Annotated in this window: 11 protein-coding genes and 1 riboswitch; of the genes, 4 read left to right on the plus strand and 7 right to left on the minus strand. The window is 40.7% G+C overall.

The genetic code is table 11. The features are described 5' to 3' along the window. Positions 1 to 100: 100 nt before the first annotated feature. Positions 101 to 1,114, minus strand: coding sequence for a formylglycine-generating enzyme family protein (locus tag G399_RS0112660; protein WP_006012962.1), 1,014 nt, complete (start codon positions 1,112 to 1,114; stop codon positions 101 to 103). A 421-nt stretch (positions 1,115 to 1,535) separates the two neighbouring features. Here G399_RS0112660 and G399_RS21310 point away from each other — a divergent pair, with 421 nt between their 5' ends. Beyond that, positions 1,536 to 2,141 (plus strand): Npun_F0296 family exosortase-dependent surface protein, encoded by a 606-nt coding sequence (locus tag G399_RS21310; protein ID WP_006012964.1) that lies wholly within the window; start codon positions 1,536 to 1,538, stop codon positions 2,139 to 2,141. A 275-nt stretch (positions 2,142 to 2,416) separates the two neighbouring features. On the opposite strand, the gene G399_RS0112670 is transcribed toward G399_RS21310, so the two are convergent. The 3 genes from G399_RS0112670 to G399_RS0112680 form a co-directional block, all read right to left on the minus strand. Beyond that, the gene (locus G399_RS0112670) at positions 2,417 to 2,740 is read right to left on the minus strand and encodes a DUF2956 domain-containing protein (protein WP_006012966.1); all 324 of its coding nucleotides are present in this window, start codon (positions 2,738 to 2,740) and stop codon (positions 2,417 to 2,419) included. A gap of 605 nt (positions 2,741 to 3,345) precedes the next feature. Further along, a complete protein-coding gene (locus G399_RS0112675; protein ID WP_006012968.1) occupies positions 3,346 to 3,870 on the minus strand; it encodes a DUF3016 domain-containing protein in 525 nt (174 codons plus the stop codon). Between the two features lie 244 nt (positions 3,871 to 4,114). Further along, a complete protein-coding gene (locus G399_RS0112680) occupies positions 4,115 to 5,110 on the minus strand; it encodes a potassium channel beta subunit family protein (protein WP_006012970.1) in 996 nt (331 codons plus the stop codon). A gap of 188 nt (positions 5,111 to 5,298) precedes the next feature. Between G399_RS0112680 and G399_RS0112685 the strand changes: the two genes are divergently transcribed. Further along, complete coding sequence (locus G399_RS0112685; protein ID WP_006012973.1) at positions 5,299 to 6,252, plus strand: calcium/sodium antiporter; 954 nt, start codon at positions 5,299 to 5,301, stop codon at positions 6,250 to 6,252. Between the two features lie 69 nt (positions 6,253 to 6,321). Here G399_RS0112685 and G399_RS21315 read toward each other — a convergent pair whose 3' ends face one another. The 3 genes from G399_RS21315 to G399_RS0112700 form a co-directional block, all read right to left on the minus strand. After that, positions 6,322 to 6,858, minus strand: coding sequence for a DUF6436 domain-containing protein (locus G399_RS21315; RefSeq protein ID WP_006012975.1), 537 nt, complete (start codon positions 6,856 to 6,858; stop codon positions 6,322 to 6,324). 4 nt (positions 6,859 to 6,862) lie between these two features. Further along, positions 6,863 to 8,341 (minus strand): methyl-accepting chemotaxis protein, encoded by a 1,479-nt coding sequence (locus tag G399_RS0112695; RefSeq protein ID WP_006012977.1) that lies wholly within the window; start codon positions 8,339 to 8,341, stop codon positions 6,863 to 6,865. A 429-nt stretch (positions 8,342 to 8,770) separates the two neighbouring features. Then, positions 8,771 to 9,514: a fibro-slime domain-containing protein gene (locus G399_RS0112700; RefSeq protein ID WP_006012979.1), complete on the minus strand. Its 744-nt coding sequence runs from the start codon at positions 9,512 to 9,514 to the stop codon at positions 8,771 to 8,773. A gap of 1,357 nt (positions 9,515 to 10,871) precedes the next feature. Then, positions 10,872 to 10,953, plus strand: a riboswitch (cyclic di-GMP riboswitch). Between the two features lie 24 nt (positions 10,954 to 10,977). Here G399_RS0112700 and G399_RS0112710 point away from each other — a divergent pair. After that, positions 10,978 to 11,706 (plus strand): DUF4114 domain-containing protein, encoded by a 729-nt coding sequence (locus tag G399_RS0112710; protein WP_006012985.1) that lies wholly within the window; start codon positions 10,978 to 10,980, stop codon positions 11,704 to 11,706. A gap of 268 nt (positions 11,707 to 11,974) precedes the next feature. Beyond that, a complete protein-coding gene (locus G399_RS0112715; protein ID WP_006012987.1) occupies positions 11,975 to 13,282 on the plus strand; it encodes a class II fumarate hydratase in 1,308 nt (435 codons plus the stop codon). Positions 13,283 to 13,320 lie beyond the last annotated feature (38 nt).

Raw genomic sequence — 13,320 nt, forward strand, 5'->3', positions numbered from 1 at the left:
GGCTTTTTAACGTCGACGAAGGAGCGGTATAAGATATTACGGTAAAAGGTCAGCTTAGCTAAGATTTTCCCTATTTTTAAGAAAATGTCACTCTAGGAAATCAAGGATCTTTTACCGTTCTAAATCCAATATGGCTGGTTCCCAGCCCAGTATCTTGCGCATGTCTCGCTGCCGGACGGTAGCGCATGCAAAAATCCTCTGCACATAAATACGAACCTCCCTTTACAACGCCAACCGCAATACCCGGTTGCTTTTCATCATACCCCTTTGCTGGAAGGTTTGCAGGAAGATGACTGGGATCAAAATGACGCGGATAATAGACACTTTGAGTCCATTCCCATACATTTCCAATTAAGTCGTGAATGCCAAAATGATTTGCAGGATAGCAACCCACTGGCGCTAAACCTACATAGCCATCCTCTGCGGTGTCGTTAAAAGGGAATAAACCTTGCCATGTATTGGCTATATATTTTCCATTATTGAGTAACGTACTTCCGCTCGCATACTTAGCACCATCTAAGCCCCCTCTACTTGCATACTCATACTCAGCCTCTGTTGGTAATCGATGTCCTTTCCACTTGGCATATGCCTGTGCATCGTCATAGGCGATATGTATGACTGGGAAATCGTCTTTATCTTGGATATTGCTATTAGGACCTAACGGATTTTTCCAATTGGCGCCTTCAGTAAAGTGCCACCAATTAAAGAAAGTAGACGCTTCAACTGCTTGAGAAAGTTTAACAAATACCGCAGAGCCGGGTGTTAATAATTCAGCAGGAATATCAGGGTAGTCGTCAGCGTTAGGAACTCTTTGAGCCATCGTTACGTAGCCCGTCGCTTCAATAAATTCGGCAAACTGCAAATTGGTCACTTCATGACGATCCATATAAAAATCTTTTACTACTCTTTGTATGGCGGGCATCTCTTCTGCGTATACTGCACCTGCACCCATCGTAAAAGTACCACCTTCAACAAAGGCCATTCCTTTTGGTTCTGCGCAGGAGTTTGAACTCTGTTCCGGTTTAATGTCAAACATTTGAGTAGCGAACAACTGATAGCCTAAAAATGCTAGAACTAGGCCTATTGACCCTATGATTAAAACTCGTTTTGCCATATAAAAAGTCCATCTGTAAAAAGTAACGATGTATTTATTGTACTCTGCACTTGCTGAGTTTACTTGGTTTATGGCTATTGAACTGACATTGTTAATAAAATCCGGCTTTCTATAATGAATAAATTAATTAATTAACCAAGATTTACCGGGACGCTCGCTAACTTAAAGCTTCCAGCCATCTGACAATACTCCTTGATCATGGCGCCCCTGATATACTGGCGGTCAGTGCAATTCAAAAGAGATTCAAATTAGCCAACCAAACTCAGTGGCAAGCGGTTGAGATATAAGAGTTTCACACGTCAGATATATTCAACATCGATCAAAGTAGCTCCCTGAATAAGCAGGTTGAAGCAATGACCAGCACAGCGTTTTCACGGAATTATCTCGGCCGTGCTTTCGGATCGGCAAGGAACGATTACTGTTGTTGACTTTGGGTATGGTTGCGACTTCAGCAAGTGCAGCGGTTATTTTGACCTTTGAAAGCGGTGGACAGCTAACATCTACTCAGGCCGGTGTGACCACAATAGATTTCAATGACAACACTATTGGTGCTTATACTGCAACGAGTTTAGCCGACTATACGATATTCCCAAATAGTGCCTCAGGGTCAGCACAACCTTTTGGGATTACTAGTAATTTTCTCAGTGTTCCAAATCCAATACGTAACGGCACAGCTGAGTTTGGCTTGGGTGCTGATTACAATTATTTTGGCTTGTACTGGGGTTCTATTGATACTTACAATACACTCAGTTTTTGGAATGATGGTATGGAAGTAGCAAGTTATACGGGGTCTCAAGTTGCCCCCCTCCTTGCAAATGGTGGCCAATCTGGTTTTAATTCCAACCGCTACATTAACTTCTTTTTTACAGGCGGTGTTATGTACGATACGGTTAGATTGAAAAGTACTAACTTCGCGTTTGAAACTGATAACCATTCGTTCGGCGTCGTTCCAGAGCCTGCAATTATCGCTATATTTGGATTAGGACTTCTTGGTCTAGGGTTTACGCGTCGTAAAATACGTAGCTAAAGTTGAATAAATCCAGTTAGTATTCAGGCCACCTTATTCAAGGTGGCTTTTTTATATTTGCCAATTAAACAACCCGTCCGTTACACATCTATAGACGGGGATCCAGTAATATAGCGGTCATGCGTTCTTTGTAGCCGAGTTTCGCTCCTAGACTAAGTTGCTGTTAACGCGCAAATGGGAACCGGTCAGGCAGTAATGTTAATCGAGCAGGTCAGAGAAATTAGTGGTGCTTTTTTTACAGGCCCATTCAATAAGTTGACAGTACACCTCAATCACTAAACATGAAATACAAACAGATAGCCAACAAAACCCAACCAGCTTAGCGCCAGCAACACCCATGGCAGAACTTTTATCGAATTATTAGCCGATACCTCATCGACTGTTTCAATGCTTTCATTCTCTCGCTGCTTTGTCTTTTGTTTACGCTGTTTATCCATTTCACGTGACTTCTTGCCCTGCTGTTTTTTATATTCAGCAATCCCTTTTCTAATACCTTGGGCAATTAACTTCGTTTGGTCTTTGGTTTGCCCCGCTTTTTGCGTGCCTTTGGCCATTTTCATCGCTTGCGCTTCAACTTCAGGTGATACTTTATTTTTCATATTTAAATTTAACAACGTAGTAGAGCTTAGAGGGAATATTAACAGTTTATAGCTGAAATTGGTTGATTTAGACGCGTATCTTCATATCGTTGAATGGAGTGTAACGGCGAATTTTTATCATAATCTATAAAAATAGCTAAATTGAATTAAGTAATAAAAACCTGTTTTGTTAGTCTTATTTGTTGCAAAGAAAGAAGCAATTGTACCTTTCAAATTTGGAATCTTGGACTATGCTTTAGACATGACTCAGGTTGCTTTAAGCAAAAAAAATTGCTTACTAAGAGTAGCTAAATGTCATCGTCGTTTATGCTTTGTATCGTCCAAATGTGAGCGATGACATTAAAGTTAGTTTTACACCTAGAGGAATAAGCTAACATACAAGACGGTCGCCAGTAGATGGCAAATAAACCCGTTAATTCGGGATATCCTGCCCTTATAAAGGGCCCAACTGTTAGTGAAACGATAGACACTAACGTTCACGGACCATGATTAGCATGGAAATTAGCTGACCACGAAGAAAAAAAAGCCGGATTATTCCGGCTTTTTGACGTCTATCTTTTGTGGCTTTGCATCATCAAATATTAACGACGACCCGATAGCTTGGTCTATTTATTCGCATCTGACTTTGCAAACTCATCCTCAAACCAATCTGCGATCATGTTTTTTTCATAACGTAATGCGTCACTGGAAAAAAAACGGTTGTGGCTGTTTGAAAATGACATGTCTTTTAATTTCACCTCTTTCTCTTGCAGCACGGTACCGTCGCTGCTTAATAACTGATAACTAAAACTCATGCGCGGGATATATATAGGTTTAACAACGCGCACGTCAGACATGCTCTGACCTAAGCCTGCAAAGGATGCAGGTAAAACGTCACCGGCTAAGTCTAAATTGGTGACGTTCATGACTAACTTTTGACCCTTGGGTAAATCTTCAGCTAGTTCATTGATATATTCGTCTAGTTCTTTAAAGGTACGTTCCCTAAATTTTACTCGAGATTCAGATGTTGACCTGACATCATCAAATTTTTCTGGATCTTGCCAAGTTATTTCAACTTCGGCCTGAGCCAGACTGGTGGCTGAAAAAAACAGTAAACTAACGGAAAAAGCAGCGATGGCGATATGTTTCATGATTGAACTCCCGGGCGCATATTTTACGCATTTGTGGTGTTATAACTTAATACCTTAGACGCTATGGCCTGAACCACAGCTGAATGTTCATTGCTTATATTACTCCTAATATTACTACGTCACAATGTGACGATTAGTTGCATATAAGCTCAATTTTTCCATTACTCTGGTTTAATCGCATTAACTTGTCGATTCACTTGCCATTCATACTGGCAGTTCGATGCGCTAATTGCGAACGTTTTACCTATTGGCCAAAACGCTCCGCAGCCGCTGGCTTGTTCGCAACTATTGTTTCGATGCGCGCAATTACCTCTGGTGTTAGCTTAGCAACGGCATTCATTGCGCCTAAGTTATCCGTTAGCTGCGATAAACGCGACGCACCCAGAATAACCGTGCTTACATTCGGATTCTTCAAGCACCAAGCAATTGATAAATGCGTCATACTGATGTCTAGCTCTTTTGACAATATGCTTAATTGGCGGATTTTTTCCAGCTTCTTTTTGCCATCTTCGCTAGTCCACAAATCGCGCAACCATTCGTACCCTGGCAGGGCGAGGCGACTGTCATCTGGAATGCCATCGTTGTATTTTCCAGTTAGTAATCCGCTGGCCAGTGGTGACCAAATAGTGGTACCCATTCCAAACTCTTCATATAAGGTATTAAACTCGCCATCCACTTTGTCACGATGTAATAAGTTATATTGAGGTTGTTCCATTGTGGGGGCAGTTAAGTGCTCTTGTTTTGCAATAGCATGTGCTTGAGTGATCTGTTGTGATGACCATTCAGAAGTTCCCCAGTATATCACTTTACCTTGCTGCACTAGGTTATGCATGGCGCGCACGGTTTCTTCAATTGGAGTGTCGATATCTGGTCGATGGCAAAAATACAGGTCCAGGTAATCAACGCGTAAGCGTTTTAGTGCGGCATCACAAGCATCGCGAACATGCTTGGCACTCAGGCCTAACTGCATTTGCTTGTCGCCACCCCAAAATACTTTTGAAGACACAGCAAAAGTGTCGCGTGCTAAGCCTAAGCCCGCTATCGCATCACCCATTATTCTCTCGGATTCGCCCGCTTCATAGCCCTCGGCGTTATCAAAAAAATTGATACCACCATCGTATGCAGTTTTTAGCAAACTCTTGGCATCATTCATATCAACTTGCTTACCAAACGTAACCCAAGAGCCAAGTGACAATGCAGAAACTTTGAGTCCGGCTTTACCTAAACGACGATATTCCATTTTTATTCCTTATAATTAACATGTTAACCACGGCAGTAAATTCTTACCCTGAGCAGCTGAGCTTCATAATACTTGCTCAGTCTGATTGAGTGTATTTAATCATAACTAAATAAATAAGCGACCGTATATACCAAAATATCCGATTACTACTAAGCTTAAGCTTATAATATAGTCAAGGAAAGTATCTTATGTTGCTGGCAGTCCTGTCGTTGATTTTCGGTTTGGCGTTGTTAGTTTGGAGTTCGGATCGTTTTGTCGATGGCGCTGTTGCTGCAGCTCGCTATGGTGGTATGTCGCCGCTGCTTATTGGTATGTTGGTGATTGGTTTTGGTACCTCGGCACCCGAAATGGTGGTGTCTGCAATGGCGGCTTTCGATGGCAACCCTGCATTGGCGCTGGGCAATGCCTACGGCTCTAACATTACTAATATTGCGTTAATAATTGGCTTAGTTGCTTTGCTTAGCCCCATTAATGTGAACTCACAAGTACTTAAAAAAGAACTGCCACTATTGCTGATAATTACCCTATTTGCAGGCTGGCAGATGCTGGACCATCAATTAAGTCTATTTGATGCATGGGGTCTACTTGGGTTGTTTGCTGCTGTCATTAGCTGGTCGGTTTGGCAAGGTCTGCGCAACTCGCAAGATAAAATAGCAACCGATATAAGCAGCAATACGATGACAATAAAACAAGCGCTCAGTTGGTTAGTGCTAGGCCTGGTATTACTTATCGTTGCCTCACGCCTGCTAGTGTATGGCGCAGTTTATATCGCACAGGGCTTAGGAGTGAGTGATTTAGTGATTGGCCTAACCGTCGTGGCCATTGGTACCTCATTGCCTGAACTGGCCTCATCACTAATGGCCATTAAAAAAGGTGAGCACGATATCGCGTTAGGCAACATTATTGGTTCTAACTTATTTAATACCTTAGCCGTGGTCGGTATTGCGGTGTTAATTGAGCCAATGCCTGTAGATGGCATTGTCCTTAGCCGAGACTGGACACTGATGTTTGGCTTAACTATTGCTCTATTTGTATTGGGTATTGGTTTTAAAAAACAGGGCCGGATCAACCGGTTGGAAGGGGCCTTGCTGCTCACCGTATTTTTCGGCTATAGCGGTTACTTGATCAGCAGTGCTTTTTGAACATGATGATGATTTTGTTGCCAACGATGCTGACAATAACTTTAGCTAGCGTCGGCTTTAATGCCTGCACTAAACACGGCAATAACAACCGGTTGATTCCAAAGGAACGATTGCTCCCAACGTGCTTTTGACGTCAAGATAAGGCTCAACGGTGCCATTGCCAGAGAGACATCCAATTCCTGTTGAATAGGGGCCTAAATAACTCAGATTGCCGAGGTCATCAAACACAGCGATGGCTGGTGTACTTGTTAGTATAGAGGATAAGCCTTGAATATTTTCAAAGTAGACGGTCTCGTTTCTTTTACCGATATGCTCAGCTGCGTCTTTCACCGACTTGATATGTCTGGTGGCAGTAAGCTGACAAAGGCAGTCATTATTACTGGTGATATGCACGACTACGTTATTTAAAGAAGTAGCTAAAGCACCATGTAATATGCGATTAACTTGACTGTCGAAATCAGGTTTATTCGACGCTAAATAAAGCGCACCGCTAGGGTCAAAAGGTTTTTCAGTGCTTTTGCTAGAAAACAAAAGCCCAACAGTAGCGATTATTAACCATAAAGGAATAATAACGGCTAAGAGGGCGTTTTTTTTACTTAGCGCCACCAGTCTAGGCTTCGAACTTAGCAAGCTCGCTGTGCAGCGCTGCAATTTCACCTTTTAAATCCATCAGTTCTGAAAGATTAGCTTCAATATCTTTCACTTGAAGATTAGTCAAATCTGACAACTTTTTAGCTGAACCAGAAATAGTAACGGACATCATAGATTGCTCTTCTGACGATGCCGCGACTGAACTGGTGTTTTGGCTTAATCTATCGATAAGGGTGTTTATTTCACCAATACTCTTGCTCGCCTCAGTTGAGCCAGCGACGTTATCTTCAACGCGTTTTGCGCAAGCTGACATAATCGCGACAGCCTCAATAGAGCCTTCAATTAGCTTACTGGTTATTTTGCCTATCTCTTCTGCATTTTGGCCTGTTTTAACAGATAAGGTTCTCACTTCATCAGCGACTACAGCAAAGCCTCGGCCATGCTCACCGGCTCTTGCAGACTCTATAGCGGCATTCAGTGCGAGTAAGTTTGTTTGATCAGAAATACTTTTAATTGCCGCCATCGCGGTATCAATCTTGTTACACATCGCGGATAAACTCTCGATTGAAGAGGCGGCGGTATCAATATCAGCTTTTAAATTTTTCGCATCGTTTGAATTTCTGTCAATAATACTTTTTGCACTGTTAGTTCCTTTACTCGCTTCTTGACTAAGATTATCAATATCAACCACGCTTCTGGACACTTCAGCATTTGCCAAGCTAACTTGCTCTAACGCCATTCTAATTTGCTCGACTTCACTTTGATTTTCTTTCGCCCTCATCATCGAACTATCTGAGCTTTCAGATAAGCTGTCAGATAGGTTCTTCGAATTATCGCCACTGGCTTTAAGGTTTATAACTAATGAGCGGATTGACGCGATTAACCGATTAAAGTCTTGAATAGATTTAGCATCACCTGTAACACTTTTACCGATGTTGATTTTATCTGTGCCGACAATTCCATCAACAGCGTTGCTTAACTCGAACCCTGATTTAGACTCCAACTCGCCACTGCGCGCAGAAATGGCAAGCACAATTCCCTCCGCGACAGCAAAGAATGCATGAACTGACAGCATTCCATAAGTTAGACGACCATCCTCAAAAAGATAAATTCCAGAAATAGAACTTTGTAACACAAAAAACAAGAAGTGATGCACTGCAACAACGGCGACCCCAGTGATGATGACCTTCCAGTCTCTATAGATACTTAAAAAAGCAAGCAGGGCAAATACGGCAAAGTGCATCTCAGTCAAGCCCATGAGTTGCTGAATATGCAATGCAGTGATTAATTGAGTACCAATCGCAACGACATGCCTCGTGGCTGCATTATAAGGACTTACTCTTGTCAAAACTAATGGTAAAGCAACAATCAGTGTGCCCAGCGTTGCTCCGACAACCAACGTGTCGGTGAACAAACCAATTACAATTGTTGCAATCCACTGAATAAGAAGTACGCCAGTAAATATGTTGTTTGCCTCTTTGTGCCAGGGATAATTCATTCGCTTACCTTTACGTTCTATAGTTAATTGTTGTCGATTAATATTTAAGCAGAAAAACTATTGCCAGTAGTTATGCTTTATCTATGTATCGTATCGAAACAGCGTATACATTAATTTTATTTCATAGACGAAACAAGGTGCTACATATTATCTATACGTCCTATATTAAAGCCGATGAGGTATAGACAAGCTGATAAAATAGACACTTCTTATTGTAATTCCGACGGATGGCAGAGTATAGGGAGGTGGGGGAACAGGTTGAATAAGGTAACTCGATCAAACAGAGTGAAGCAAACATCAAACTAATGTTTAGTATTACTTTTCATGCACTTAGATAACAGACATAAAAAAACCAAGTTAATCGATAATTTCTATCTATTAGCTTGGTTTAATTTATAAGCCAATCAAACTTTATATATTATTTAACTATCAGTTTTTATGTTGTCTCTTTCTCGACCATCCTAGTCCTAGTAAACTAAGACCTAACAATGCGATGCCAGAAGGTGCTGATGCCTGAACTAAAAGAGCCGATGTTGTGAAGTTGAAGTTTGACTGAGTAGTTTGACGTTCAGCATGGAATATATCTAAGCTATAATTCTGTCCCGCCGTTAAGCCTAAATTATCAATACTAACACTACCACTAGCAGCACCATGCACGCCGCCTAAATCAAGGACCAGTTGGTTATTAATATATACCCAAACGTCATCATCACCTGAAAACGAAAAATTTTCTCCGCCTACATACGTAAATTGACTATTTATTTCAGTAGTGAAGTGATAATTATGACTTCTACCTTCATTTCCAAAGCCCAAACCGTCTATCGGAAAGTACGAGGAATTTGTATAACTGTAAATACCCGAGCCTGCAAATGTTTCCGCCGCTGCCAATGAAATTGAAAAGGCCTGATTAACCCCGGCAACATTGTTGTACCACTGATTAAAGTCAATTGCGTTGGTTAATGTCGTGCCGCCCACGTAAACAGGCTTTCCGTCAGGCCCTAAAGTACTTCCCACGAGACCAGTATAGACGGCATAAGGACCGCCATTTTGAAAGTTAGGATGGCTCGCCTGAAAATCTCTAACTGTTGCATTTAATGTAATGACGCTGGCCGCAGCCAGTCCGCTCGCCACCAACATTGTTAAACCTATTAATTGCTTTATCATTTTTTGCATAATAATTCTCTTTTCTATTGTAAATGTTAACAACCTATTTTTTTTGACTCTAAGCAAACAGCTGTTATTTGTTGAGTGCGTGCTTTAATATTAGTGATGCAAATTTTGAACCAGTTTTTAATTAATTGTTTTAATTGAGTATTTTTTTTTGTAAAAATATTATTGTATAAAAAGCTGACACAGAATAGCAGTCTTCTGTTTATGGTCTATTTTTGCTAGCTGGCCATTGAAATCGATAGGCTGAGAGAACATGCCCTAGCGGGTCACCAGTAGCAGGATTCGTGCAAGTGATAAACACGGATGAAAAAGCGTTGACTGTTGTCCAAACGGTTGGCTCCTCTAAAATTCGGAGCTACGAACATATTAAGCTGGATGCTATTATATCGCATGACAGTCAAGCATGTTGCTATAGAGTTGTTATACTTAGGTTAATTAAAATTAAGACTCAGACATGTCTACACGAATAAGTGGACGTAATAAAGCCAAACAATTTAGGATGTCGCATGCTCTACGGAAAAGAAACAAAAAAAGCGCTAGATAACTTTCCTATTAGCGGAATAACCATGCCAACAGATTTTATTCACAGCTTGGCAATGATCAAAAAAACCTGAATTTATTCGCTTACCTTTACGTTCTGTCATTAATTACTGTCGTTGAGTATTTAAGCCTAAGAACTATTGCCAGTAGTTATGCTTTATCTATGTATCGTATCGAAACAGCGTACACATTAATTTTATTTCATAGACGAAACACGGTGCTACATATTATCTAAACGCTGTATATTAAAGCCGATGAGGCATTGATAAGCTGTTAAAATAAACAATTAACATTGTGAAGTTCAGATTTGAATATGTCATCGAGTTTCAGCATGGAATATATCCGAGCTATAATGCTGTCCTATCCTTAGGCTTAAACTATTTATATGACTCTTGACCTCCAGAACCTGGCGCATTTGGTAATGCATCGAATCTATTCTCTTTACTCTGTTGCTACCCGTGGTCTTTGGTTTAATTGTTATCGCGTTATCTGCTGTTGGCTTGTTGGTATCAAAATAAGTGTTGTTTGAATATAAATCGAAATTTTTACTACAGCCAAGCTGACACAGCGTAAACAGTATGGTGTCAGTTTTCTTTACAACAGCGTCAACCGCCCTGGCTTTAAGAACCTGAGCAATGACGATAAAAGTAAAATAAATAGTGTCTAGAATTTTTACACTCTAAAATATAAATTCATAAAATACATCCTTACTTTTCATTAATTCATTGTTTTTATTGCTTTATTTTTATTTGGCACAGAACGTGCTACATGTTTTGATAAGCAATACTTATTAGTGAAAAATAAGATTTGTTAATTAAACACATAAACAAGCCAAACCTGTTGTGAAGTAGGGACGGAAAGCCAAGGGCCTTAGGATAGTAAAAGGTAGCCTAGCTGCATTAAGAGCACTTACTAAGGGGATATTTATGAGCTTCAAAAAAATTCTAATCGCGGCGAGCCTTGTTATTGCAACAGCCGGTGCGAACGCAACAATTATTCAAGGTAATAGCTTACAAGGCATATTGAACGATTTTACTGTTGGTGGTAACTCTAGTGTTGACGTTAACACTGACCAAGCTAGTCCAGATGAAATCTGGGAAAGTACTGATTCAGGTATTACACCAGTTCGTTTCGTTGCCGAAATGGCAGGTAACGCTAGCCAAAATAGTTTTGGTATATATGACCCAAGTAATATTAACAATTTCTTTGAAATATTTTCTGGTAGTCAGACAAACGGTAGTAGAACAGTTTTTGAAATAATGGGTGATGGCAGCATATTCCAGAACGTCGTGACAGATACTGGTGTTAACTTCAATGGAACGACATTCGGATTTTATATTGGGACGCCAACCACAACGTTTTATTCTGAAGCAAGCAAAAACGGTCTTGATGGTTATGACCAAATGGTAGCATTCCAAGGTAAGGGTTCTGATAGAATTCAACTTCCAGGGGCAAATCAAACAACTTGGACTCAGGGCGGTTGGTTACTAGCATTTGAAGACATTCTGTACAGCCGCAGCGATAAAGATTTCAACGATATGGTAATATTTGTTGAATCAGCTAAGCCTGTTCCAGCTCCAACTACGCTAGCATTGTTGGGCCTTGGTTTAGCCGGTTTAGGTTTTGCAAGACGCAGAAAAAATAACGCAAAGTAATGTTGTAAGGTAGTTGTTCATCAGCAACAACTCTGACCAACTTGAAAACCCCATCAATTTTTAATTGATGGGGTTTTTTATTTTTTTCCTCTGAATATCGTCTCCAACTCAACATTGCAATGCCCAAATAAAACGGTTCATTCGCCCCGTCGTCGTCGCTAGGAGCCGAAGTCCTTGTGTTATTCTTTGTTCTGAAATCAAGTTCGTTTGTACTAAAACTCGTTTGTGTGTTTATATCAATAGTCTTGTTAAGCCCTTAGGACCGATGATGCTTTACGGAAAAGAAACAAAAAAAGCGCTAGATAATTTTCCTATTAGCGGAATAACCATGCCAACAGATTTTATTCACAGCTTGGCTATGATCAAAAAAGCCTGTGCAGGTGCAAACCAAAAGACAGGAAAGCTCGATAGTAAACGAGTAAAAGCGATAAAGGCTGCTGCAACCGAGGTAATTAATGGGCAGCATGATGAGCAGTTTGTGTTAGATGTTTTTCAAACGGGGTCTGGCACTAGCACAAATATGAACATGAACGAGGTACTTAGCGAGCTTTGTCGATCTGAATATGGTGAAATAGTACACCCTAATGATCACGTTAACATGAGCCAAAGTTCAAATGACACTATTCCTAGTGCTATTCATGTCAGCGTTTATTCAGGCTTGAAAAATAATCTCATTCCCAGCCTTCGGCTTCTCAGCGATGCGTTAATGACTCGCAGCAACTCTCTTCAAACAACCATAAAAACCGGGCGCACCCATTTAATGGATGCACTTCCTATGACTATGGGACAAGAATTAGGCGCTTGGCAAAAGCAAATCGTCAATAATATTGAAAGGTTAGAATCGAGTTACAGTCGGCTTGGTAAGCTCGCACTCGGTGGTTCAGCTATTGGTACAGGCTTAAATTCTAGCTCTGCATTTAGTGCTTCAGCATGTGCTGAGTTGAGTGAAATTACGGGCATTACATTTTCTCCAAACGATAACTTTTTCGAAGCAATCAGTTGTCAAGACACGGCAGTAGAAGTTAGTGGTCATCTCAAAACATTAGCAACGTCGCTGATGAAAATCAGTAACGACATACGCTGGCAAAACAGTGGGCCGTTGGCCGGACTGGGCGAAATTACCTTACCTGAATTACAGGCAGGCAGCAGCATAATGCCTGGCAAGGTCAATCCTGTTATTCCAGAAGCGGTTTGTATGGCTTGCGCGCAAGTTATTGGCAATGACATGACAATCACGATTGCCGGCCAAGGTGGTAACTTTCAACTTAATACCTATTTGCCAGTAATAGCCTATAATTTACTGCAGAGCATCAATATTTTAGCCAATAGCGCAAAACTATTAGTTACCAAGGTGATTTTAACATTCGAGGTAAACCAAGAAAATTTGCAAAGTGTATTGGCATATAATCCGATTTTAGTGACGGCTTTAAACAGTCTTATCGGATATGAAAAAGCCGCTGAAATAGCAAAGCGGGCCTATACTACTAAAAGGCCGATTATAGATGTAGCAAAAGAAATGACCGATATAGACCCTCAAGAACTGAGTAAGTTACTGGATCCTAAAAACTTAGTTTAGCTGTTAAGCGTTAGAGTGAAAATTTCAAACAAAATAAG

The sequence above is a fragment of the Brumicola pallidula DSM 14239 = ACAM 615 genome, assembly GCF_000428905.1.
Classification (GTDB): domain Bacteria; phylum Pseudomonadota; class Gammaproteobacteria; order Enterobacterales; family Alteromonadaceae; genus Glaciecola; species Glaciecola pallidula.